At 69.0% G+C, this 22,702-nt stretch carries 21 protein-coding genes and 4 tRNA genes; 21 read left to right on the forward strand and 4 right to left on the reverse strand.

The genetic code is table 11. The features are described from left to right. Positions 1-58: 58 nt before the first annotated feature. The 4 genes from FV560_RS07090 to FV560_RS07105 all read right to left on the reverse strand — a co-directional run bounded on the left by FV560_RS07090 (position 59) and on the right by FV560_RS07105 (position 5,315). Entirely contained in the window at positions 59-1,600 is a 1,542-nt protein-coding gene (locus FV560_RS07090; RefSeq protein WP_159620801.1) for a molybdopterin-dependent oxidoreductase, read from the reverse strand. Between the two features lie 46 nt (positions 1,601-1,646). Next, complete coding sequence (locus FV560_RS07095; RefSeq protein ID WP_235019974.1) at positions 1,647-3,785, reverse strand: DEAD/DEAH box helicase; 2,139 nt, start codon at positions 3,783-3,785, stop codon at positions 1,647-1,649. Between the two features lie 246 nt (positions 3,786-4,031). Continuing rightward, positions 4,032-4,103 (reverse strand) — tRNA-Val (locus FV560_RS07100). 114 nt (positions 4,104-4,217) lie between these two features. Then, positions 4,218-5,315 carry a chorismate-binding protein gene (locus FV560_RS07105; RefSeq protein WP_159620803.1) on the reverse strand — a complete coding sequence of 366 codons (1,098 nt, stop codon included), beginning with the start codon at positions 5,313-5,315 and terminating at the stop codon, positions 4,218-4,220. Positions 5,316-5,415: 100 nt separating this feature from the next. Between FV560_RS07105 and FV560_RS07110 the strand changes: the two genes are divergently transcribed. The 21 genes from FV560_RS07110 to FV560_RS07210 all read left to right on the forward strand — a co-directional run bounded on the left by FV560_RS07110 (position 5,416) and on the right by FV560_RS07210 (position 22,631). Next, positions 5,416-5,488 (forward strand) — tRNA-Gly (locus tag FV560_RS07110). A gap of 48 nt (positions 5,489-5,536) precedes the next feature. Continuing rightward, positions 5,537-5,607, forward strand: a tRNA-Cys gene (locus FV560_RS07115). Between the two features lie 11 nt (positions 5,608-5,618). Next, positions 5,619-5,693, forward strand: a tRNA-Val gene (locus FV560_RS07120). Positions 5,694-5,890: 197 nt separating this feature from the next. Next, a complete protein-coding gene (gene thrS, locus FV560_RS07125; RefSeq protein WP_159620804.1) occupies positions 5,891-7,900 on the forward strand; it encodes a threonine--tRNA ligase in 2,010 nt (669 codons plus the stop codon). Between the two features lie 19 nt (positions 7,901-7,919). Then, positions 7,920-8,453, forward strand: coding sequence for an HIT family protein (locus FV560_RS07130; protein ID WP_159620890.1), 534 nt, complete (start codon positions 7,920-7,922; stop codon positions 8,451-8,453). Continuing rightward, the gene (gene pgsA, locus FV560_RS07135) at positions 8,440-9,072 is read left to right on the forward strand and encodes a phosphatidylinositol phosphate synthase (RefSeq protein WP_235019975.1); all 633 of its coding nucleotides are present in this window, start codon (positions 8,440-8,442) and stop codon (positions 9,070-9,072) included. Before FV560_RS07130 ends, pgsA begins: the two co-directional genes overlap by 14 nt. Then, the gene (locus FV560_RS07140; protein ID WP_159620806.1) at positions 9,069-10,034 is read left to right on the forward strand and encodes a phosphatidylinositol mannoside acyltransferase; all 966 of its coding nucleotides are present in this window, start codon (positions 9,069-9,071) and stop codon (positions 10,032-10,034) included. Before pgsA ends, FV560_RS07140 begins: the two co-directional genes overlap by 4 nt. Beyond that, positions 10,031-11,197, forward strand: a complete 1,167-nt coding sequence (locus tag FV560_RS07145; protein ID WP_159620807.1) for a glycosyltransferase family 4 protein — start codon at positions 10,031-10,033, stop codon at positions 11,195-11,197. The genes FV560_RS07140 and FV560_RS07145 overlap by 4 nt, the downstream gene beginning before the upstream one ends. Then, the gene (locus tag FV560_RS07150) at positions 11,194-11,808 is read left to right on the forward strand and encodes a hypothetical protein (protein ID WP_200837561.1); all 615 of its coding nucleotides are present in this window, start codon (positions 11,194-11,196) and stop codon (positions 11,806-11,808) included. Before FV560_RS07145 ends, FV560_RS07150 begins: the two co-directional genes overlap by 4 nt. 5 nt (positions 11,809-11,813) lie before the next feature. Beyond that, a complete protein-coding gene (locus FV560_RS07155; RefSeq protein WP_159620808.1) occupies positions 11,814-13,061 on the forward strand; it encodes a PrsW family intramembrane metalloprotease in 1,248 nt (415 codons plus the stop codon). A gap of 97 nt (positions 13,062-13,158) precedes the next feature. Next, positions 13,159-14,085 (forward strand): pyridoxal 5'-phosphate synthase lyase subunit PdxS, encoded by a 927-nt coding sequence (gene pdxS / locus FV560_RS07160; protein ID WP_200837562.1) that lies wholly within the window; start codon positions 13,159-13,161, stop codon positions 14,083-14,085. A gap of 12 nt (positions 14,086-14,097) precedes the next feature. Then, entirely contained in the window at positions 14,098-14,658 is a 561-nt protein-coding gene (locus FV560_RS07165) for an NUDIX hydrolase (RefSeq protein ID WP_159620809.1), read from the forward strand. A 40-nt stretch (positions 14,659-14,698) separates the two neighbouring features. Next, complete coding sequence (gene pdxT / locus FV560_RS07170) at positions 14,699-15,316, forward strand: pyridoxal 5'-phosphate synthase glutaminase subunit PdxT (RefSeq protein WP_159620810.1); 618 nt, start codon at positions 14,699-14,701, stop codon at positions 15,314-15,316. A 62-nt stretch (positions 15,317-15,378) separates the two neighbouring features. Next, the gene (locus FV560_RS07175) at positions 15,379-16,137 is read left to right on the forward strand and encodes a YebC/PmpR family DNA-binding transcriptional regulator (RefSeq protein WP_159620811.1); all 759 of its coding nucleotides are present in this window, start codon (positions 15,379-15,381) and stop codon (positions 16,135-16,137) included. Positions 16,138-16,195: 58 nt separating this feature from the next. Further along, positions 16,196-16,795 (forward strand): crossover junction endodeoxyribonuclease RuvC, encoded by a 600-nt coding sequence (gene ruvC / locus FV560_RS07180; RefSeq protein WP_159620812.1) that lies wholly within the window; start codon positions 16,196-16,198, stop codon positions 16,793-16,795. A gap of 69 nt (positions 16,796-16,864) precedes the next feature. Beyond that, a complete protein-coding gene (gene ruvA / locus FV560_RS07185; protein WP_159620813.1) occupies positions 16,865-17,476 on the forward strand; it encodes a Holliday junction branch migration protein RuvA in 612 nt (203 codons plus the stop codon). Next, positions 17,469-18,497 (forward strand): Holliday junction branch migration DNA helicase RuvB, encoded by a 1,029-nt coding sequence (gene ruvB, locus FV560_RS07190; RefSeq protein ID WP_159620814.1) that lies wholly within the window; start codon positions 17,469-17,471, stop codon positions 18,495-18,497. Before ruvA ends, ruvB begins: the two co-directional genes overlap by 8 nt. Before the next feature lie 126 nt (positions 18,498-18,623). Continuing rightward, entirely contained in the window at positions 18,624-19,055 is a 432-nt protein-coding gene (yajC, locus tag FV560_RS07195) for a preprotein translocase subunit YajC (protein ID WP_159620815.1), read from the forward strand. 53 nt (positions 19,056-19,108) lie between these two features. After that, positions 19,109-20,992, forward strand: coding sequence for a protein translocase subunit SecD (secD, locus tag FV560_RS07200; RefSeq protein ID WP_159620816.1), 1,884 nt, complete (start codon positions 19,109-19,111; stop codon positions 20,990-20,992). After that, positions 20,989-22,092, forward strand: coding sequence for a protein translocase subunit SecF (gene secF / locus FV560_RS07205; protein WP_420853357.1), 1,104 nt, complete (start codon positions 20,989-20,991; stop codon positions 22,090-22,092). The genes secD and secF overlap by 4 nt, the downstream gene beginning before the upstream one ends. Next, positions 22,089-22,631 (forward strand): adenine phosphoribosyltransferase, encoded by a 543-nt coding sequence (locus FV560_RS07210; protein WP_159620818.1) that lies wholly within the window; start codon positions 22,089-22,091, stop codon positions 22,629-22,631. Before secF ends, FV560_RS07210 begins: the two co-directional genes overlap by 4 nt. Positions 22,632-22,702: the final 71 nt, after the last annotated feature.

Here is a 22,702-nt window from a genome sequence, read left to right on the forward strand (position 1 = left end):
AGCCTGCCAGAGCCGTGGCTCGCGAGGGGAGTGCCGCCAGGTCTGCGGCACTCGGGAGCTACTCGACCACGAGGGAGATCACGTGATGGCCGGTGGCGCCGCTCGGGGCCGGTGGCATGACCTCGGCTGTCTGCACCTCGCTGTCGTCCCACGCCCGGCACCGGACTTCATGCCTGCCCGGCGCCGCGTCGGGCCAGGTGAACGTCCACTGCCGCCAGGTGTCGGTGCTGACCGTGGAGACGAGTTCGGCGTCCTGCCAGTCGTGGTCGTCGATCTGGACCTGCACCCGGGTGATGCCGCGCTGCTGCGCCCAGGCCGTCCCTCCCAGGCGGACCTCACCGGGAGGGACCGAGGCGCCGGAACGGGGGACATCGATCCGGGAGGCTGTGCGGACGGGACCGCGTTCGGACCAGCCACGGGGTGTCCAGTAGCCCTCGTCGTCGGCGAAGGTCGTGACCTTCAGGTCCGTGACCCATTTGGTGGCCGAGACGTAGCCGTAGAGTCCCGGGACGACCATGCGTACGGGGAATCCATGTTCGAGCGGGAGTGGCTGACCGTTCATCCCGACGGCCAGGAGGGCGTTGCGGTCGTCGGTGAGTGCCTCCAGGGGTGTCCCTGCCGTCCAGCCGTCGGCGCTGGTCGACAGGACCATGTCTGCACCCGCCTGCACCCCGGCGCGGGAGAGCAGGGTCCGTACCGGCAGCCCGAGCCAGCTGGCGTTGCCCACGAGAGTGCCGCCGATCCGGTTGGACACGCACGTCAAGGTCACCATCGCCTCAGTGAGCCCGGAGTCGAGAAGCTCGGCATAGTCGATCCGCACCTCGTGGTCGACCATGCCGTGCACCCGCAGCTCCCACTGGTCCGGATCGAGTTGCGGCACGCGCAGCGCGGTGTCGATGCGATAGAAGTCCTCATTCGCGGTGACGTAGTCGGGCATGCCGGGCAGCTCGACCTGACTGGCGTCGATCAGGGCAGGTGTGGCCTCGTCCGGAGTGCGCGCGGGCTCGGGCAGGACGATGTGCTCGCGCGCCCCCATCACCGAGCTCCGGGCGCGGGCGAGCACGGAACCGGCCGCTGCCAGTGCCATCGCGAGCGCGCCGGCACCCGCTGCTGCCGAGAGGAACCGGCGCCGTCCCGGGCCCTGCTCGCTCACCTGTGGCGATCGGGCGACCCGGACGAGCAGCAGCAGCGTCGCTGACCCGGCGGCCGCGGCCACCAACGCCGGCACGAATGAGATCGTGGAGGTGTCGGGCCGTGTCCCGGCGGCGAGGGCGCACACCGCCGCGAGTGCCACGACCGCCACCACGGCGGCGCCTCGGCTGCGGCCGGCCAGTACGCCGGCGATCGCCGCGAGCACGATCGAGACCAGGCCCATCACCACGAACAACGCGGCCTTGTCGCCGGTGCCGAACGCCTCCACGGCGAAGTCCTTCAACCACGGGGGCGTGAGGTCCACCACGGTGGCGCCGAGGGCGGCGTGTGGTGCTGCTGGTGGGTCGAGCAGGACGGCGGTGAGCCATCCGGATGCGAAGAACACGGCACCGGAGAGCACACCCGCGGTGACCAGGCGCCGGCGGGATCGAGAGCGATCGGAGGTCATGATCGCCACAGTACGCAGCCCGGCCCGATCGGAGGGCCGTGAGATGTTACAGAGCGGTGAGCATCAGGTGCACGAGCGCGTCCACCTGCACTGTCTCGCTGGAGGTGATCTCGGTGTCGGTGCCGTCGAGCGCCCGGGCCGCCAGCGACTGCTTGGAGTCGATCAGTTCGGCGATCTTGGTGTCGATGGTGTGCGCGGCAAGAATCCGCCAGGCCGTCACCGACTCCTCCTGGCCGATCCGGTGCACGCGGTCGATCGCCTGCTCCTGCTCGGCCGCGGTCCAGGAGAGCTCTGCGAGCACCACGTTGGAGGCCGCATGCAGGTTCAGCCCGACGCCCGCGGCCAGCAGCGAGCAGACGGCAACGGAGACCTCGGGATCCTTCTGGAAGGAGTCGATCGCTGACTGGCGGGCCTTGGTCGACTGGTCGCCACGGATGGAGACGGTCCGCAACCCGGCATCGGCGAAGACCTGCTCGGCGGCGTCCATGACATCGATGTGCTTGGCGAAGAACACCACCTTGCCCACCGAGTGGACGAGCTGTGCGGTGTAGTCGGCGGCGACGGCTGCCTTGGCCTGCCCGATGCGGCGCACCATCGTGAAGACGTTCTCGCCGTCCGCCTTCGGTGAACTGGACTCCAGCTCGGCTCGAGCCACCCGGCGCATGAGTTCGAGGTCGGGTCCGGCACTGGCGTCATACCCGCCCTCGCGACTTTCCAGCATCCGCCGGTAGCGGGTGAGGAGCCGCTGTGCGAGTTCGCGCTCAGCGGCACGGATCGACCGTCCCACTTCGTTGTCGAGCTCGACCGGCAGGTCGGCCACGCGCTTGGCAGGCAGGTCCTTGGCCACGTCGTGCTTGGTGCGGCGCACGATCCCCAGATCGATGACGGCGGAGCGAGCCTCCGGATAGAAGCCTCGGTCCGCCGGGGTCAGCCCGCTCTGCTCGAGCCGATGCCGCAGGCCCGGGGAGGGGTGGCGCCCGTCCGTCCAGCCGAGGAACTGCCAGATCGCATTGAAGTCTTCGACGTCGTTGATCAGTGGCGTCCCGGTCAACGCCATCAGCAAGGGCTCGTTGCCGGGTGTGCGTTCGCGGATCTGGCGTGAGAGTGCGAGTACGTGCTGGGAGCGCTGCGAGGTGAGGTTCTTGATGAAGTGCGCTTCGTCGACCACCATCGAGCCGAATCCGAGCGTGGACAGCCACGCCAGGTGCCGGTCGAGCACGGCGTAGTTCACGACGAACACGTCCGCGAAGGCGTCGACATCGCGTCCATCTCCGTGGATGACGGTGACCCGGCGTTGTGGTGTCCATCGCTGAACCTCGCGAGCCCAGTTGATCTTCACCACGTTCGGGACGACCGCCAGCATCGGATAGGCCTGCGCGACGGAGGCGGCCAGCACCGACTGCGCCGTCTTTCCCAGTCCCGGTTCATCGGCGAGCAGGAACGTGCGGTGCCCACGCCGGACGGCTTCCAGGAGTTGGGCCTGGTGGGGCATCAGCTGCAGTCCGGCGGGGGAGAAGATGTCGCGCCGGGGTGCGGTCGGCAGGTTCATGGTGGCAGCACCGCCACCGGCGCCTTGTTCGAAGGCGCGGTAGAGCGGGTCCATGAGATCCCAGCCGGAGAGGTACCCGTTCTCGGCGGCGGGAACCCGCGTCCTGAGATCAGGTTCGAGGAACGGGTTCGCCCGCACCCGGGCGCGCACCTGCGCGGGCACCACCTGGCGGTCGGCCAGCTCGGCGGGTACGACGGTCGTTTTGCGCTGCTGGGGTTCCTTGATGGCGAGCTCTTCCTCGGAGAGCTCTGCCCCGGACTCCAGGAGCCACTCGTTGCGCATCCGCTGCGCGGCGGCCGACGGGGGGCCCTGGGGATCGAGGAGGCTGAGCAGCGAGGTGTCCTGGGCCGCGGTCCGCGCCAGAATCGTCGCGACGCCGTCGAGACGCTTGAGCACCTCCGCCCGGGCACCGTTGGTGATCGATGCGTCGCCCTTGATACGCGCGCGTTCTTCCCGTACCAGCAGGGCGATCACCTGAAACTTGATGCGGTTGGTGGGCCCGACCTTTCCCTTGACCGACTTGGCCTCCACCTCTCGCACGCGACGGGCGAGGATGGGCAGGATCGGTGCTGGGTCCTGGGCGCGCGGAGTCCGGCGTCCAGAGCGGTTGGACGTCCGGGAGCCGGCTGACGGCACGTGGTCCTCCTGAGCAGGCACGACTTCGTAGGACGGTGAGAGTCTTCCTACGCACTGCATTGCGCACCGATGCCGAACGGAGCCGGGCTGGTACGCCCCGGGGACGGCACAGGTGGCCGGTCTCCTGCTCGATAGCGCATGAGCGAGGACGTCGGTCTGGCGCCGCTGCGCTGACCGGGTCCCCGCCGGTGTGGTTCCGCGATATCTCCTGGCCACGCATGGCCGTGAGGTGAATCCCGGACCCTGTGGGCGATACTGGGTTCGAACCAGTGACCTCCTCGGTGTGAACGAGGCGCTCTACCGCTGAGCCAATCGCCCGGGCGTCCGCCGATGGTCGGCGTGACGAGTGACGATCCTAGCAGGCCTGTAGCGGTGCTCCGCACGTCATTCACGCCGAGGTGATGGTCGGGCTCGTTGTCGACGGCACCCTCGTCAGGTGCTCGTCAGCCCGATCAGCCGGGACGCCTTGAGCTCGGTCTCCTCCCACTCGCGCTCGGGCTCGCTTCCCCACGTGATGCCGGCACCGGTGCCGAACCGCAACTGTCCCTGTGACCACCAGAACGTGCGGATGCCTACAGCGAGTCGGGCCGTCCCGCGATCGGCGTCGATCCACCCGATTTGCCCGCAATACGGCCCCCGGGCAACCGTCTCCAGGGAGTCGATCAGCTGCAGGGCCGTGGACTTGGGTGCACCGGACACACTCCCCGGGGGATGGGCGGCGGCGAGGATCTCGGCCCACGCGCGAGGATCGGTGGCGGGGTCGCCGCGCAACCGGCCCTGGACGCGGGAGACGAGGTGCACCAGGCCGGGATGGTGTTCGACGCGGAGCAGGTCGGTCACGGCGACCGTTCCGGGTGCGCAGACTCGCTGCAGATCATTGCGGACCAGATCGGTGATCATGACGTTCTCGGCCCGATCCTTCTCCAGCAAGCCGGACTCTTCGGAGGCCGTGCCCTTGATCGGTCCGGAGGTGATCTGCCCACCGGAGATCTCGATGGACAGCTCCGGTGAGGCGCTGACGATCCAGCATCCGGGATCACCGACGGCGGCCAGCGGCGGCACGTCGAGCATGGCGGCGTAGGGCGCCGGGTTGCCGCGGGCGAGCCGCACGGCCAATGCTGCCGGGTCCGGACGCTGGGGCATGGGCGCCGACAGCACCCGGCACACGTTCACCTGATAGACGATGCCCTCGCGGACCGCGTCTCGTACGTGCTGGACTGCGTGGACGTATCCGAGCCGGTCGAGGGAGGACGCCCAGTCCAGCGGTGCCGGACCCTGCCACGGCCCGGCATCACGGACCACCCGGTCGCTGGTGTCGACGTGGGCGAAGCGCCAGGCGTGGATGGGGCCGTCGAACTCGGCGACCACGGCCCACCACCCGCCACGGCTCAGCGCGCCGGGATCGGCTCGCAGGTCCACGTGGTCGATGATTCCCTTCGCGTGTGCACCCCGGAACCATGCGCGCCCCGGGCGGTCCGCAGTAGCGGCCGTGGATGCGGTCGGGGGCGGGTGCGAAGCGTCATGTGGCACCCGGCACACGCTACTCACCGAGGACGATTTGGACCTCACGGACCGAGTGGGTTAAAGTCTCTGTCGCACGCCAAACCGCACCAGATGCGGGAGGCAGCATGCGGATGTGGCTCAGTTGGTAGAGCATCACCTTGCCAAGGTGAGGGTCGCGGGTTCGAGTCCCGTCATCCGCTCGGAGGCGGCGGCCCATGAAGGAGACGACGGGTCTCACGTCGTCACCCGGTGGGTTGGCCGAGAGGCGAGGCAGCGGCCTGCAAAGCCGTATACACGGGTTCGAATCCCGTACCCACCTCGCATTCATAGGGGCGATTGGCGCAGCGGTAGCGCGCTTCCCTGACACGGAAGAGGTCACTGGTTCGAACCCAGTATCGCCCACCAGATCTTCACCGAAGAGCCCCGGCTGCACGGCCGGGGCTCTTCGTGCATATGCGTCTGTCTGGCGGATCGGCACGTGCGTGCCTCGCTCACGTTCGGGACGCGCCTGCAGCCGCACGGGTCCTTCTCCGTGTCCGGTAGTCGATACGATCGGTTCTGACCGTAGTCACCTGTCCGCATCCGTACAGCCAGGAGTGCCCGTGCCCGAGATCACCCTCCACGTCGATGACTCACCGCGAACCGTCCCGGTGGGCACGACGGGTACGGACCTGTTCGGCGAGGAGCGCGACGTCGTGGCCGTCCGGGTGGACGGGCAGCTGCGTGATCTGGACCGCGACGTCAGCGACGCTCAGATCGTCGAAGCTGTCCGTCTGGATTCCAGCGACGGCCTGGACATCCTGCGGCACTCCTGCGCCCACGTGCTCGCCCAGGCGGTGCAGCAGGTACACGAGGGCGCTCGCCTGGGTATCGGCCCACCCATCACCGACGGTTTCTACTACGACTTCGACGTCGAGACCCCGTTCACCCCGGATGATCTGAAGGCGCTGCAGAAGGCGATGGCTCGTATCGTCAAGGAGGGACAGACCTTCCGCCGGCGGGTCGTCACCGAGGACGAGGCCCGGGCGGAGCTCGCCGAGGAGCCCTACAAGCTCGAGCTCATCGGGATCAAGGGGTCCGGAGGTGACGCCGGATCCGCAGCCGAAGGTGCCGGCGCGGAGGTCGGCAGCGGCGAGCTGACGATCTACGACAACCTCCGCCGCGATGGTTCTGTCGCGTGGAAGGACCTCTGCCGGGGCCCGCACCTTCCCAGCACCCGCATCATCGGCAACGGGTTCCAGCTCATGCGCAGCGCCGCGGCCTACTGGCGCGGCAGCGAGAAGAACCCGCAGCTGCAGCGCATCTACGGCACGGCCTGGCCCACCAAGGATGAACTGCGCGCGCATCTGGAGCGCCTCGCTGAGGCCGAACGGCGAGACCACCGCAAACTGGGTTCCGAACTGGATCTCTTCTCTTTCCCGGAGGAGATCGGCTCCGGACTCCCGGTCTTCCACCCCAAGGGTGCGATGGTGCGGATGGAGATGGAGAACTACTCCCGTCGCCGACACGTGGAGGCCGGCTACTCCTTCGTCTCGACGCCGCACGTGACCAAGGGCCACCTATTCGAGACCTCCAAGCACCTCGAGTGGTACGCCGACGGGATGTACCCACCGATGCGCGTGGACGAAGAACGCGACGCCGAGGGGCAGATCGTCAAGGCCGGCCACGACTATTACCTCAAGCCGATGAACTGCCCGATGCACAATCTCGTCTATCGCTCCCGCGGCCGCTCCTACCGGGAGCTACCGCTACGGCTGTTCGAGTTCGGTCACGTCTACCGGTACGAGAAGTCCGGTGTGGTGCACGGCCTGACCCGGGCGAGGGGTTTCACCCAGGACGATGCCCACATCTACTGCTCCCGCGACCAGATGCGCGAGGAGCTCGGGTCGCTGCTGACCTTCGTGCTGGACCTGCTCAAGGACTACGGCCTGGACGACTTCTATCTGGAGCTGTCGACCCGGAACCCGGAGAAGTCCGTCGGTGACGAGGCGACCTGGGAGGAGGCCACCCGCACGCTGGCCGAGGTCGCCGAAGCCTCCGGACTCGACCTCGTGCCGGATCCCGGTGGCGCCGCGTTCTACGGGCCGAAGATCTCGGTTCAGGCCAAGGATGCCATCGGCCGTACCTGGCAGTTGTCGACGATCCAGCTGGACTTCTTCGAGCCGGACCTGTTCGAACTCGAGTACACCTCCAGCGACGGGAGCCGGGAACGGCCCGTCATGATCCACCGTGCGCTGTTCGGCTCGATCGAGCGCTTCTTCGGGGTGCTGACCGAGCACTATGCGGGGGCCTTCCCCCCGTGGCTCGCTCCCGTCCAGGTGGTCGCGGTTCCGGTGGCCGAGGTGTTCGACGACTATCTGCAGGGCGTCGTCGACCAGCTGCGGACCGCAGGCGTGCGCGCCGAGCTGGACAGCAGTGACGACCGATTCAACAAGAAGATCCGCAACGCCACGAAGGAGAAGGTGCCGTTCGTGCTCATCGCCGGTGGTGAGGACGCGGAGGCCGGCGCAGTCTCCTTCCGCTATCGCGACGGCACGCAACGTAACGGCGTCCCGGTAGCCGAGGCGATCGAGCTGATTCAGGACGCGATCGCCACCCGCGTGCAGGTCTGAGGTGGAAGCGGCCGGATCGATGGCGGGCGTCCCGGACGGGTACGACCGACTGTGGACTCCCCACCGGATGGCCTACATCGGCGGCGAGTCCAAACCCGCGGATGACCGTCCGGGGCCCGGCTGCCCGTTCTGCGCGGCGCCCGAGGGCGATGACGAGACCGCACTGATCGTGTACCGGGGGCAGACCTGCTATGTGGTGCTGAACCTGTATCCGTACAACCCCGGGCACCTGCTGGTGTGCCCGTATCGTCACGTGCCGGACCTGGTGGCGATGAGCCCACCGGAACGGGCCGAGTTGATCGAGTTGACGGAGGCCGCGATGGTGCACCTGCGCGCCGCGAAGGCGCCGGATGGCTTCAACCTGGGCATGAACGCCGGCGAGGTCGCCGGGGCAGGGGTCGCGGCGCACGCCCACCAGCACATCGTGCCCCGATGGCGCGGGGATGCGAACTTCCTGCCGATCGTGGGCCGGGCGAAGGCCGTCCCGGAACTCCTCGCCGACACCAGGCGGGAACTGGCCCAGCAGTGGGGGAGCGACAGTGGTCCTCGGTAACCGCGGCCGCTCGGTCACGTCGACGATCTTCGGTCCGTTGGCGCGCACGCTCGTGCGTGCGGGTGTTCACCCGGACGCGGTCACCCTGACCGGAACTCTGCTGGTCTCGGTGGCCGCATTGTGGCTCTTCCCCACGGGGCACCTGGCAGCGGGAGCCTTGATCATCGGCGTACTCGCCTTCACCGACTCCGTCGACGGGTTGATGGCTCGTGAGCGTGGGGGTTCGTCCGCGTTCGGGGCATTCCTGGACTCGACATTGGACCGCGTCTCCGACGCCGCGGTCTTCGGCGGCCTCACGTGGTACGTGACGACGTCCGCTCCGCCTGCGTGGCAGTTGCCAGGGCTGGGGGTGGGGCTGGCCTGCCTGATGACGGGGATGCTCGTCTCCTATGTGCGGGCTCGGGCCGAAGGGCTCGGGATGCGAGCCTCGGTCGGGATCGCCGAGCGCGCCGATCGCCTCGTCGTGGCGCTGGTCGCGGCACTGGCGGTCGGTCTCGGCGCCCCGGACGGCGTGCTGGTCGTCGCTCTCGGCGTCGTGGCCACGGCTGGCGCGGTGACCGTGGTGCAGCGTGTGCTCACCGTGCGCGGCCAGGCCAGGCAGCGGGAGGGGCGGCGATGAGGGCAGCTGATCCGGCCCGGCTGTTCGCACTCGCCTGGCGGTGGGTCCCCCGGATGCCGAGGAGTGTGGCCAGCGCCCTCTTCGACGTCATCGCCGTGGCTGTGCACACCCTGCGTATCCCGGGGGTGCGGCAGCTGGAACGCAACCTCGACCGGCTCGTTCCCGGTCTCGACCGCCGCCGCCTGCGCCGACTCTCCCGCCGCGGCATGCGCTCATACATGCGGTACTACTGCGAGGCCTTCCAGCTCCCGGGGATGTCGGAGACCGAGGTCGATGCCCGCGTGCGGGCGTCGGGGCACGAGTGGGTGGCCGATGAGGTCCGTGGCGGCGGCACCGTGGTGCTCGCGCTCGGGCACGCGGGCAACTGGGACCTGGCCGGAGCATGGGCGAACCGGCACCTGGGTACCGTGATCACGGTGGCCGAGCGACTCGAACCGGAGGAGCTGTTCGAGGAGTTCATGGCGTTCCGCGAGTCGCTCGGGATGGTGATCGTCCCGCACGAACGCGGCGGTGGGGTGTTCCGCCACCTGCTGCGGGCCTCGCGTCGCCCAGGCGTGGTTCCGCTGCTGGCCGATCGCGATCTGTCCTCCACCGGGGTCGAGACGGACCTCGAGGTCCCGGGCCGGCCGGCTCTGCGCGTGGCGCCCGGCCCTGCGGCCCTCGCTCTGGCCCGCGGGTCCCGCCTCGTGCCGGTCCTCGTCTCCTATGAGCGGTTGACCGGCCCGCGGCGCCGTGCCGCGCGCAGCCGCTGGGGAGTGCACATCGAGTTCCTCGCCGAGATCCCGGTGCCGGATCGCGCCGGGGGCACCATGCAGGACCTCAGCGCCACGCTCACCCGTACCTGGTTCGCGGCCTACGCCGCGCGCCTCGCCCAGGTGCCCGAGGACTGGCACATGCTGCAGAAGGTGTTCGTCGACGATCTCGACCCAGCCCGACGACGTGAGACGGGGGAGGGACCATGAAGGTCGGCCTTGTCAGCCCGTACTCCTTCGACGCGCCGGGCGGGGTGCAGTTCCACATCCGTGACCTGGCCGAGCGGCTCATCGACCTCGGCCACCCGACCTCGGTGCTCGCCCCGGCCGAGGACGACACCGAGCTTCCTGCCTACGTGGAGTCCGTGGGCGGCGCCGTGCCGGTGCGTTACAACGGGTCCGTTGCGCGGCTGGCGTTCGGGCCGGTCGTCGCCGCACGGGCGAGCCGGTGGCTGTCCGCCGGCGAGTTCGACGTGGTCCACATCCACGAGCCGTTCGCACCGTCGGTCGGCCTGATCTCCCTGCGGCTCGCGGACGTCCCCGTCGTGGCCACGTTCCACTCCGCGCAGGAGCGTTCCCGGGCGATGCAGCTCGCCTACCCGCTCGTACGCCCCGGTCTGGAACGGATCAGCGCACGGATCGCCGTCTCGGAGGACGCCCGCCGCACCGTTGTCGAGCACCTCGGCGGTGACGCTGTCATCATCCCCAACGGCGTCAACACCCGCACCTTCGCCGAAGCGCCGGTGCAGCCCGCGTGGCAAGGCACGGCACAGGCACCCACGATCGCCTTCCTCGGGCGACTCGACGAGCCACGCAAGGGCCTGCCCGTCCTGCTCGGTGCGGTGGCAGCCGTGCGTGCCCGGTATCCGGGAGCGCGATTCCTGGTGGCGGGACGAGGCCATCTGGAAGCGGCAACCCGAGGTCTCGGTGACCATGCCGATGCGGTCGAGGGACTCGGCGGCATCAGCGATGCCGAGAAGGCCTCGCTCCTGGCCTCGGCCGACGTGTATGTGGCTCCCCAGACCGGCGGGGAGAGTTTCGGCATCGTGCTGGTGGAGGCGATGAGTGCGGGGACGACGGTCGTGGCCAGCGATCTCAACGCCTTCCGCCGGGTGCTCGACGACGGCGGTTCCGGCTTCCTGTTCAGCACCGGTGACTCCGCCTCGCTGGCGCAGACGATCTGCCGCGCCCTGGACGAGCCCACGGAAAGCCGGGCACGCCGGGCGCACGCACGCTCCGCCGTCGTGCGTTTCGACTGGGACGAGGTGGCGGCGAGGATCCTCGACGTGTACGCGATGGTGACGCCCGCGCCCGGGCCGGTGAGTGCGCTGCGGCCGTTGCTGGGCCGGCTCTTCAGCAGGGGTGAGCCGTGAACGCCGCCGAGATCGCCTTGGTCGTGGTCGCCGGGCTCCTCCTGATCGCCGTGGTGCTGGTGACAGCGGCGCGCCGGCTGGATCGGCTGCACCGCCGGGAGAACAGCTCCCGGGCGACTCTCGAAGTTCAGCTCGTGCACCGCGCTGAGGCGGCGATCGCCCTGGCGGAGTCGGGCCTGCTCGATCCAGCGGGCGCGATCGTCGTGGCCGACGCCGGGTGGCGTGCGGCGTTCGGGGCTGAGCGCCTGGTCGGAGAGGACGATCACAGTGCCACCGGCCCGAGCCATGCCGCAGGCTCAGCGCGTGGCCTTGCCGAGAGCGAGCTGAGCCGGGCCCTGCGCACAGCTCTCGGAACACCGGAGGATCAGGGCCCGCTGGCAGCCACCCCCGACGGCGCAGCTCACCTGCGTACCCTGGCTCACCACGTCTACCGGGTGCAGTTGGCTCGCCGGTTCCACAATGACGCCGTCGTCCAGATCCGGCACGTCCGCAGGACCTGGGCGGTACGGCTGTTCCGGTTGGCGGGGCGCGCCCCGATGCCGAGACCGTTCGAGATGGACGACGAGGTCGACGTGCTCGACCCCGGTCCGGATGCCACGCCTCTAGGGTGAGTCCCATGCCGCTCGAGTACCCGCCGGCGTACCGGCCCCGCCGACCCGGTCAGGTGCCTGGCTCGGCAGCGTCGGCGGGGCCGGCAGGGCCGGCAGGGCCGGCAGGGGCAGCACCACCCGTGCGCAGCAGTCCGGTACCCCAGGTGTGGGCGCCCGGGCAGCGCACCCGGAACCGCTTCGTCTTCCAGCTCGTGACGTCGATCATCGGCGGTCTCGCATTGCTGATCGCGCTCGGCTATATCGCTCTGGTGACGGGACTGGGCAGCACGTCCGTGGGCTTCCTGCTCGCGCTCGTGCCCCTGGCGATCGTCCTCGCCGGGGTGCGCTGGCTGGACCGGTGGGAGCCGGAACCGGTACCGATGCTGCTCGTGGCCCTCCTGTGGGGTGCCGGCGTGGCCGTGCTGAGCGCCTTGGTGCTCAACACCACGGCGATCGTCCTGATCCAGGTGCGCACCGGCGATCCATCGACGGCGGATGCCCTCGGTGCCGTGGTGGTGGCCCCGGTGGTCGAGGAGCTGGTGAAGGGAGCGGGGGTGCTGCTGATCTTCCTCGTGCGCCGCCAGCACCTCGACAGTCCGGTCGACGGCGTGGTCTATGCGGCCACGGTGGGAGCCGGGTTCGCCTTCACCGAGAACATCCTGTACTTCTCCAGCAATGCGCAGGTGGTGCTGGAGGTCTTCGTGCTGCGCGGGCTGATGTCACCCTTCGCCCACGCACTGTTCTGCGCGTGTACAGGCCTGGCCATCGGGCTCGCCGCCCGCTCCGCGCGGCGGCGTACGGTCCTGCTGGCCTTCCCCCTCGGGCTGCTCGGAGCAATGGCACTGCACGCCCTGTGGAACGGGAGCGCACTGTTCGCGGCCAACTTCTTCGTGGTCTACGCCCTCGTACAGGTCCCGGTCTTCGCCGTCATGGTGGTGCTGCTGTGGTGGCTACGCCGCCACGAAGCGCGGATCATCCGTGGCCGGCTCGGTGAGTACGCCCAGGTGGGATGGTTCGCACCACATGAGGTGGACATGCTCGCATCGTTGCGGTTGCGCAGCGAGGCCAAGACCTGGGCCACCGGCCTGGGAGAGCGTTCCAAGCGTGCGATGGTCGACTTCCAGCGGGATGCGACGACCTTGGCGCTGCGCCGGCAGAAGGTGCTGCTCGGGCGTCCCGTGCGAGCCGACCGCAGCGAGACCGAGCTGCTCGAGCACCTGGTCGAGCTGCGCGGCACCATCGCGCGGGCTGCTGCCGCCCGCGGCCTGGGATGAGACGGCGCCGGCGGCCCGCGCCGGCGCGGGCCTGCGGGCACTAGAATGGCGCTAGTCCCGGCGGCGCCGCCGCCTGCCCAACGCCCGAAAGGTCATCGTGTCCGATACTCCGACACCCCCTCCCACCGACTCCGAGCAGGGCACCGTCCGTGGGACTGCCCGGGTCAAGCGCGGTATGGCCGAGATGCTCAAGGGCGGCGTCATCATGGACGTCGTCACACCGGAGCAGGCCAAGATCGCCGAGGACGCCGGTGCCGTGGCGGTGATGGCTCTCGAGCGCGTGCCGGCCGATATCCGCGCTCAGGGTGGGGTCTCGCGGATGAGCGACCCGGACATGATCGACGGCATCGTCTCGACGGTCTCGATCCCGGTGATGGCCAAGGCGCGTATCGGCCACTTCGTCGAGGCCCAGGTGCTGCAGAGTCTCGGGGTCGACTACATCGACGAGTCCGAGGTGCTCACCCCGGCCGACTATGCCAATCACATCGACAAGTGGGACTTCACCGTGCCATTCGTGTGCGGGGCGACCAACCTCGGAGAGGCGTTGCGCCGTATCACCGAGGGCGCAGCCATGATCCGCTCGAAGGGTGAGGCAGGTACGGGTGACGTCTCCAACGCGACCACCCACATGCGTCAGATCCGGCAGGAGATCCGCCGGCTGCAGAATCTGCCACAGGACGAGCTGTACGTCGCTGCGAAGGAGCTGCAGGCGCCCTATGAGCTCGTGCGTGAGGTCGCCGAAGCCGGCAAGCTCCCGGTGGTGCTCTTCACGGCAGGCGGCATCGCTACCCCGGCCGATGCAGCGATGATGATGCAGCTCGGGGCCGAGGGCGTGTTCGTCGGGTCCGGCATCTTCAAGTCCGGGAATCCGGCGCAGCGCGCAGCAGCCATCGTGCGTGCGACCACGTTCTATGACGACCCGGATCAGGTGGCTGCTGCCTCACGTGGGCTGGGCGAGGCGATGGTGGGGATCAACGTCGACGACGTGCCCGTCCCGCACCGGCTCGCCGAGCGGGGTTGGTGAGGCGCCGGTCACGTGAGTGGAGCCAACCTCGGGCCGGACTGGCGCCGCCTCGCCGATGGCACGGCGTACCGGCAGGCGGCGCGCGTGGTCGTCTTCGGCGACGACGGGCGCGTGCTGCTTGCCCGCGGGCACGATGCTGACCAGCCGGAGCGCTCGTGGTACTTCACGATCGGCGGCGGGATCGAACCGGGGGAGAGCCCACGGCAGGCAGCGGTGCGCGAGTTGGCGGAGGAGGCCGGCCTGCGGGTCGACCCTCAGGTGCTGGTGGGTCCGGTCCTCACCCGGCAGGCGAGGTTCGACTTCTTCGCCGAGAGCGTCCGTCAGGACGAGGTCTTCTTCCTCGCCCACGTCCCAGCAGGGTCGGCCGTCAGCACGGACGGGTGGACCGCCGTCGAGCGGGGGTTCATGGACGAAGTGTGCTGGTGGGAGGCCGGCGACCTTGCCCAGGTCACCCGGGAGGTCTTCCCCGCCCAGCTGCCGGACCTGGTGCGGCAGTGGCGCAGCGGCTGGGACGGCTCGGTCATCCACCTCGGTCTGCAGGACGAGCGCACGACGATCGCGTCACCGCGATGACACGACGAACCAGCGATGCGAGCGAGGAAGGACCTGATCGGTGAGCGAGCCCATCATCGGCGTGCTCGCCCTCCAGGGTGATGTGCTGGAGCACTCGCGTGCACTGGAGCGGGCGGGTGCCCGGTCCAGGCGGGTGCGCCGAAGTGACGAACTCGCGGCGGTGGATGCACTCGTCCTACCTGGCGGCGAGTCCTCGACGATCGACAAGTTGCTGCGCCGGTTCGACCTGATGGAGCCGCTGCGCGCGCGCATCGCCGCTGGCATGCCCGTCTACGGTTCGTGCGCGGGCATGATCCTGCTCGCCGACCGGATCCTGGATGGGATCGACGGGCAGCAGACCGTGGGCGGTCTCGACGTCACCGTGCGTCGCAACGCGTTCGGACGCCAGGTCGACTCCTTTGAAGAGGATCTGCACGCTCCGCAGCTCGGAGCCGGCCCGGATGAGGAGCCCATGCGCGCAGTCTTCATCCGAGCACCATGGGTCGAGCAGGCAGCGGCAGGGGTGGACGTGCTGGCGACAGTGAGCACCGGTCCGGCGGCAGGTAGGATCGTCGCAGTACGTCAGGGTGCGCTGATGGCGACTGCCTTCCACCCGGAGATCAGTGGGGACGTGCGCATCCACCGCGCATTCGTCGATCTGGTCCGGGCGCACCGCTGAGTCATTCGCTCCGCAGGGCGGCCGAGCTGTGGAGCACACGATCAGATGCGAGAGGTGAACACATGTCGGGTCACTCCAAATGGGCAACGACGAAGCACAAGAAGGCGGCGATCGATGCCAAGCGGGGCAAGCTGTTCGCCAAGCTGATCAAGAACATCGAGGTCGCTGCCCGGACCGGCGGCGGCGACCCGGCTGCCAACCCGACCCTCTTCGACGCCATCCAGAAGGCCAAGAAGTCCTCGGTACCCAATGACAACATCGACCGGGCTCTCAAGCGCGGCTCCGGCGAAGAAGCCGGTGCGGCGGACTACGAGACGATCATGTACGAGGGGTACGCACCGGGTGGCGTGGCCGTACTGGTGGAGTGCCTGACCGACAACAAGAACCGCGCCGCCTCCGACGTACGTGTCGCGTTCACCCGCAACGGCGGCAACCTCGCCGACCCGGGCAGCGTCTCCTACCTGTTCACCCGCAAGGGTGTCGTGCTGGTTTCCAAGACCGACGATCTCACCGAGGACGACATCCTCGCCGCGGTCCTGGACGCCGGTGCCGAGGAGGTCAACGACCTCGGAGAGTCGTTCGAAGTCCTGAGCGAGGCGACAGACCTGGTGGCAGTGCGCACGGCGCTGCAGGAGTCCGGCATCGATTACGACTCCGCCGACGCACAGTTCGTCCCCGCCACCCAGATCGAGGTCGACGTCGAGGGAGCCCGCAAGGTGCTTCGCCTGCTGGACGCGCTCGATGACAGTGACGACGTGCAGAACGTCTTCGCCAACTTCGACGCCTCGGACGAGGTACTCGCCGCAGTCGAGGAGTCCTGACCGCCCACTCTCGTGTCGGTTCCACGCCAGCTGCCCGCCGGCTGGGAGAGTGGCATCCATGAGTTTTCGCATCCTCGGTGTCGATCCTGGCCTGACCAGGTGCGGCCTGGGTGTGGTCGACTCAGGACGTGGCCGCGACCTGCGGCTCGTCGATGTCGGCGTGGCGCGGACCGCACCGGAGGATCCCGTCAGTGAACGGCTCCGGGCCATCGCCGACGAGATCGAAGCCTGGATCACGCGCCTGGAGCCGGATGCGGTCGCCGTTGAGCAGGTGTTCGCCCAGCACAACGTGCGCACGGTGACCGGGACCGCACAGGTGGCCGGGTTGGCGATGGTGGCGGCCAGTCGTGCCCGGGTGCCGGTGGCACTGCACACACCGAGCGAAGTGAAGGCTGCGGTGACCGGGAGCGGGCGTGCCGAGAAGGCTCAGGTCCAGGAGATGGTGCGGCGCCTGCTCAAGCTTCCCGAGGTGCCGCGGCCCGCTGATGCGGCGGACGCCCTGGCACTGGCGATAACACACGCGTGGCGAGCACACGCCGTCGGCTCGGTGCACCAGGCGGCCGGCGCACGGCAGACATCTGCACAGCAGGCCTGGGCGGCGGCGGAAGCGCGATCCCGGACGGCGGGTCGCACACGCGCCGGCATCCCCGGCCGCTAACCTGGCGCTAGTACAGATGTTCGCGTGACGATCTGTGTCGTACCGGACCGTCAGTAGGAGGAGCAGCAGATGATCGCCTCGGTCACCGGTCGGGTGGACCACGTCGGACTCGACGCCTGCGTCCTGTCCGCCGGAGGCATCGGGTACCGGATCCAGGCCACCCCGGGCACGTTGGCTGGACTGCGGACGGGGGCGGAGGCCAGCCTGGCGACCACACTCGTCGTCCGTGAGGACTCGATGACTCTGTTCGGGTTCGCGAACGCCGAGGAACGCGACGTCTTCGACACACTGCAAACGGTCAGCGGGGTCGGTCCGCGGCTGGCCTTGGCGATGCTCGCCGTCCACTCGCCCGATGACCTGCGCAGCGCCGTCGCGACCGAAGACCTGAAAGCCCTCACACGTGTGCCGGGGATCGGTCAGAAGGGGGCGCGACGGATCGTGCTGGAGCTGGGTGACCGGCTCGGGCCCGCCGCAGACGGGACCACCACGGCCGTTCCCGCGGCTGTCGATGGTGGCCGCACGGACGTCGTCGCAGCCCTCATCGGCCTGGGTTGGGCGGCCAAGCAGGCCGAGAGCGCCGTCGATGCGGTCCTTGCCGAGGAGGATGCGTCGGTGACCGGCGACACCGGCGCCGTCCTGCGTGCCTCGTTGCTGCGCCTGGGGGGAGGCGTTCGTGGCTGAGCAGGAGGATCATCTGCTCGCCGCCGAGGCGGACGAGCTGGACCGTGCGGCTGAGGCGGCGTTGCGGCCGCGGCGGCTGGAGGAATTCATCGGACAACCGGTCGTACGCGACCAGCTCTCGTTGGTGCTCGATGCTGCCAACGCCCGATCGAAGTCCCCCGATCACGTGCTGCTGGCCGGTCCGCCCGGGCTCGGGAAGACCACCCTGGCGATGATCGTGGCCTCCGAGGTGGGTGGAGCGCTGCGCATCACCTCCGGTCCGGCGGTCCAGCACGCCGGCGACCTGGCCGCGATCCTCTCCGCCGTGCAGGAGGGAGACGTCCTGTTCATCGACGAGATCCATCGGCTGGCCCGGCCGGCCGAGGAGATGCTCTACCTGGCGATGGAGGACTTCCGGGTGGACGTCGTCGTGGGCAAAGGACCGGGTGCCACCGCGATCCCGCTGTCACTGCCACCGTTCACCGTGGTGGGCGCCACGACCCGATCAGGTCTGCTGCCCGCTCCGCTGCGGGACAGGTTCGGTTTCACCGCCCACATGGATTTCTACTCCGAGGACGAGCTCGAGCTGGTGCTGACGCGGTCGGCTCGACTGCTCGGGGCCGATCTGCACGCCGACGCGGCCGCCCAGATCGCCTCTCGCGCACGAGGGACGCCGCGGATCGCCAACCGGCTCCTGCGCCGGGTGCAGGACTGGGCGCAGGTGCGCGGCACGGGTGTGCTGGATCTGGGCGCCGCGATGGCTGCACTCGATGTCTTCGAGGTCGATCCGCGCGGTCTGGATCGCCTGGACCGTGCGGTGCTGCGCGCGCTGTGCCGTCAGTTCGGCGGCGGGCCGACCGGGCTGACCACACTCGCCGTCGCCATCGGGGAAGAACCCGAGACAGTGGAGACGGTGGCCGAACCGTTCCTCGTACGCGAAGGATTCATGGCGCGGACGCCACGTGGTCGGGTGGCCACGGCCGCAGCATTCGAGCACCTGGGCATGACTGCGCCGACCCGGACCGGAGCGCTCTGGGAGTGAGGGCTGCCGATGTCCCGGTATTGTCCGGACCCGTCGTAGGCGGCCCGTGGTTGGTGGCCCGGCGCCGGTCACCTACAATCGCTGAGACGTCCGTCTTCTCGACCCAGCACTGGAGCGTGCCCCCTCATGGGAGACCCCGCATTTCTCATCATCATCGTGGTGGGGCTCGGCGCCCTGCTGTTCATGAACTGGCGCATGCGCCGCAAGCAGCAGGACCAGCTGTCCTTCCGTGACCACCTCGAGGAGGGGCAGGAGGTGCAGACCATCGGTGGGCTGATCGGCACGGTGGTCGACGTCGACGGGGATGTCGTCACGCTCGAGACCAGTCCCGGCAACGAGGTGCGGTTCATCAAGGCCGCGCTGGCCAAGCTGCGAGACGCCGACGAGCCAGCGGACGATGACGAGCTGGATGATGTCGAGGGTGCGCAGGCCGCCGAGGACGTGGAGACTGCTGCGGGGGCCGACGATGCCTCGGGCTCGTCCGACGACCCGACCCGACCGAGCGGATTCGACACCCGAAACGAGCTCGACGATATCCGTCGAGACGACCGGATCTGAGACCTCTCATCGCCGTCGGACTGAGAGCCGGCGCCTGGTAGGAAGAAGTACGAGTGGCTACACGCAGCCGGGTCCATCCCGTGCGCACGCTGATCTATCTGCTGATCATTCTCGGCCTGACCTTCGGCGGGCTGTTCGCCTCCGCACGGTGGAGCGATGGTGAGATGAGCCCGAGCCTCGCCCTCGACCTCGAGGGGGGGACTCAGCTCATTCTGCAGCCCACAGCCGAGGGGGCCGAGGTGACCGAGGAGCAGATCGACGAGGCGATCCGCATCATGCGTCAGCGCGTCGACGCGAGCGGCGTCGCCGAGGCGGAGATCTCCAGCCAGGGTGGCGAGAACATCGTCGTCGGCCTCCCGGGCAACCCCAGCCAGGAGACGCTCGATCTGGTCCGCCGCAGCGCGCAGATGCGCTTCCGCGTGCTGCTCACCGAGGCCGGGCCGGGCCCGATCGACCCGTCGGCGCTCGAGACTGCAGAGGATCCCGAAGCCGCCGCGGAGGAGTCGACCGACGAGCCCGATACCCAGCCGGAGTACACCGACGCCGAGATCGAGGAGGCCGCTCGGCAGGCTGCCGACCAGGACGGCGACGGTGAGCTCTCCACCGAACCGGCCACCGAGCCGACAAGCGCCTCGGACACCGCCTGGATCACCGAGCAGGTGATGTATGACTTCTACACCCTCAACTGTCTCAACAGCGCGAACCTGGTCGGCACCGGTGGGGACGATCCGGACGCCCCGCTCGTAGCCTGCGCTGAGGATGGCAGTGCCAAGTACATTCTCGGACCTTCGGAGCTCGCCGGTACCGAGATCGAGACCGCCAACTCCGGTCTGTACGTGAACCAGCAGGGGATCGTCACCAACGAGTACGTCGTCAACATCACCTTCACCAATGCCGGTGGCGAGACGTTCTCGGACATCACCGAACGGCTCGCCGGACTCGCCACCAGCGGTCAGAACCGATTCGCGATGGTGCTGGACCGGCTGGTGATCTCGGCCCCCAACGTCGAGCAGCAGATTCCCGACGGTGAGGCGCAGATCCGCGGTAGCTCGGCGAGTCCGTTCACCCAGGAAGAGACCCAGTCGCTGGCGAACCAGTTGAACTTCGGTGCACTCCCGATCACCTTCGAGGTGCAGAGCCAGGATCAGATCTCGGCGACCCTCGGGGCCGAACAGCTCGAACGCGGCATCCTCGCCGGCCTGATCGGGTTGGGTCTGATCGTGCTGTACTGCCTGGTGCAGTACCGGGGCCTGGGCCTGGTCACCATGGCCAGCCTGCTGATCGCCGGTGCGATCACCTACGGTGCGATCACGGCGATGTCGCAGCTCATCGGGTACCGGCTCTCCCTCGCAGGCGTCGCCGGTCTGATCGTGGCGATCGGCATCACCGCCGATTCGTTCATCGTGTACTTCGAACGTATCCGCGACGAAGTGCGCGAGGGCCGACGGCTCGAGGATGCGATCGAACTCGGCTGGGCCCGGGCGCGGCGTACGATCCTCGCCTCGGACGCGGTCAACCTGCTGGCCGCGGTCGTGTTGTACACGCTGGCTGTCGGCGGCGTGCGTGGTTTCGCGTTCACGCTGGGTTTGACGACCTTCATCGACGTGATCGTGGTGTTCCTCTTCACCCACCCGATGATGCAGCTGCTGGTCCGGACAAAGTTCTTCGGCCAGGGACACCGGCTCTCCGGGCTCGACCCACGTCACCTCGGCTCTGAGGTACCGCTCTACCGAGGGCGGGGACGGATCCGCAGCGGTGCAGACTCCGCCGCCGGACAGACGATCGCCGAACGGCGGCGAGCCGCCGAGCTCGCAGCCCGCGAGGAAGAGCAGGCGCAGGCGAACGCCGAGGGCGAGGACACGGCAGGCGCCGACGAGCCCAACGGGGTCACAGCCGATGCCTCCGCCGGAACTGGTAGCAAGGAGGGGGAGCGCTGATGCCCAGCTTCGCAAGGTTCGGCAACGACCTGTACACGGGCCGGCGTTCGTTCGACATCGTCGGCCACCGGCGGCGTTGGTTCACCGCCGCCGCCATGCTGGTCATCCTGTCGGCACTGGTACTCGGCGTGCGGGGGCTGAACCTCGGGATCGAGTTCACCGGTGGCTCGCAGTTCACGATCTCCGGCACCGCCACCGCTGAGGAGAATCTGGCGCACGATGTGCTCGATGACGTGGGCACCGACCATGTCGCACGCGTGACGATCGTCGGGGACGACACTGTGCAGGTGCAGACCGAGCAACTGAGCGACCTGGAGACCACCGACGTCGCAGCCGAGCTCGCAGACGCCTACGGGGTGCCCGCCACCGACGTCACCTCGTCCTTCGTGGGCCCGTTCTGGGGGCAGGACGTCACGACCAAGGCACTCCAGAGCCTGGTGATCTTCCTCGTCCTCGTCAGTGCGGTCATGGTCCTGTACTTCCGGCGCTGGACCATGGCGGTCGCAGCGTTGGTCGCCCTGCTCCACGACGTGGTGCTGACCGTCGGGATCTACGCAGCGATCGGTTTCGAGGTGACCCCGGCGACGGTGATCGGCTTCCTGACCATCCTCGGGTACTCGCTGTACGACACCGTGGTGGTCTTCGACAAGGTGCGTGAGAACACCACCGGGCTCACGGAACAGACGCGCTACAGCTACGCCGAGGGTGCGAACCTGGCGGTCAACCAGACGCTGGTCCGCTCGATCAACACCTCCGTGGTCGGGGTGCTGCCCGTGGCAGCGATCCTCTTCATCGGTGCGTTCCTGCTCGGTGCGGGGACGCTGCGGGACATCTCCTTGGCGCTGTTCATCGGCATGATCGCCTCGACGGCTTCCTCGATCTTCATCGCGACGCCACTGCACGTACTGCTGGAGTCGAGGCGGCCCGCGGTCACCGAGCACACCGAGAAGGTGCAGGAGCGCCGCGAGGCGGTGCTGGCCGCGGCTGAGTCCGGGGACGTGGCCGGCGCGGCGGAACCGGTCGGCACGGGCGGACTGATCGCCGGCGGGCACCGGGGGCAGGCGGCGCAGCCGCGCCGCAAGCGACGGTCGCGCGGATGACCCCGACGCCCGTCTCCGACGGGCTGAGTGACCTGATCCGGGCGCGGGTGCGTGATGTCCCCGGGTTCCCGCAGGAGGGTGTGACCTTCCGTGACATCACCCCGCTGCTTGCGGACGGCACTGCGTTCTCGGCGGTGATCGGTCACCTGGCCGACGTCTTCAGCGGGGCAGTGGATGCGGTCGCCGGAATCGAGGCACGTGGCTTCCTGCTGGCGGCCCCACTGGCCTCGGTCCTGGGATGCTCGCTGCTGACGATCCGCAAGGCCGGCAAGCTTCCGCCACCGGTCCTCTCCGCCGACTACCAGCTGGAGTACGGTACGGCGAGCATCGAGATCCCCGCAGATGCCCTACGTCCGGGAGCCCGAGTTGCGGTGCTGGACGATGTGCTCGCGACCGGAGGGACGGCGGCAGCGGCCTGTGCGTTGCTGGAGCGGGCAGGCGCCACGATCACCGGGCTGGGATTCCTGCTCGAGCTGGGCGAGCTCGCCGGTCGCGACCGGCTTCCGGGGCGGGAGCTGCACACCTTGGTCACGTACTGATATCGATCCGCGTACGCGGCCAGATCCGGGCGCTCGACAGTCCACGACGCTACCGGGCCCGCGCGTAGGAT

Source organism: Ruania rhizosphaerae (assembly GCF_009805705.1).
GTDB classification, from domain to species: Bacteria; Actinomycetota; Actinomycetes; order Actinomycetales; family Beutenbergiaceae; genus Ruania; species Ruania rhizosphaerae.

Excerpts from the sequence above, each read along its gene's own strand:
- FV560_RS07145 (WP_159620807.1), top strand. The coding sequence starts at position 10,031 with ATGAAGGTCGGCCTTGTCAGCCCGTACTCCTTCGACGCGCCGGGCGGG.
- yajC (WP_159620815.1), top strand. The coding sequence starts at position 18,624 with ATGGGAGACCCCGCATTTCTCATCATCATCGTGGTGGGGCTCGGCGCC.
- ruvA (WP_159620813.1), top strand. The coding sequence starts at position 16,865 with ATGATCGCCTCGGTCACCGGTCGGGTGGACCACGTCGGACTCGACGCC.
- FV560_RS07210 (WP_159620818.1), top strand. The coding sequence starts at position 22,089 with ATGACCCCGACGCCCGTCTCCGACGGGCTGAGTGACCTGATCCGGGCG.
- FV560_RS07090 (WP_159620801.1), bottom strand. The coding sequence starts at position 1,600 with ATGACCTCCGATCGCTCTCGATCCCGCCGGCGCCTGGTCACCGCGGGT.
- FV560_RS07130 (WP_159620890.1), top strand. The coding sequence starts at position 7,920 with ATGGCGGGCGTCCCGGACGGGTACGACCGACTGTGGACTCCCCACCGG.
- FV560_RS07140 (WP_159620806.1), top strand. The coding sequence starts at position 9,069 with ATGAGGGCAGCTGATCCGGCCCGGCTGTTCGCACTCGCCTGGCGGTGG.
- FV560_RS07175 (WP_159620811.1), top strand. The coding sequence starts at position 15,379 with ATGTCGGGTCACTCCAAATGGGCAACGACGAAGCACAAGAAGGCGGCG.
- FV560_RS07155 (WP_159620808.1), top strand. The coding sequence starts at position 11,814 with ATGCCGCTCGAGTACCCGCCGGCGTACCGGCCCCGCCGACCCGGTCAG.
- ruvC (WP_159620812.1), top strand. The coding sequence starts at position 16,196 with ATGAGTTTTCGCATCCTCGGTGTCGATCCTGGCCTGACCAGGTGCGGC.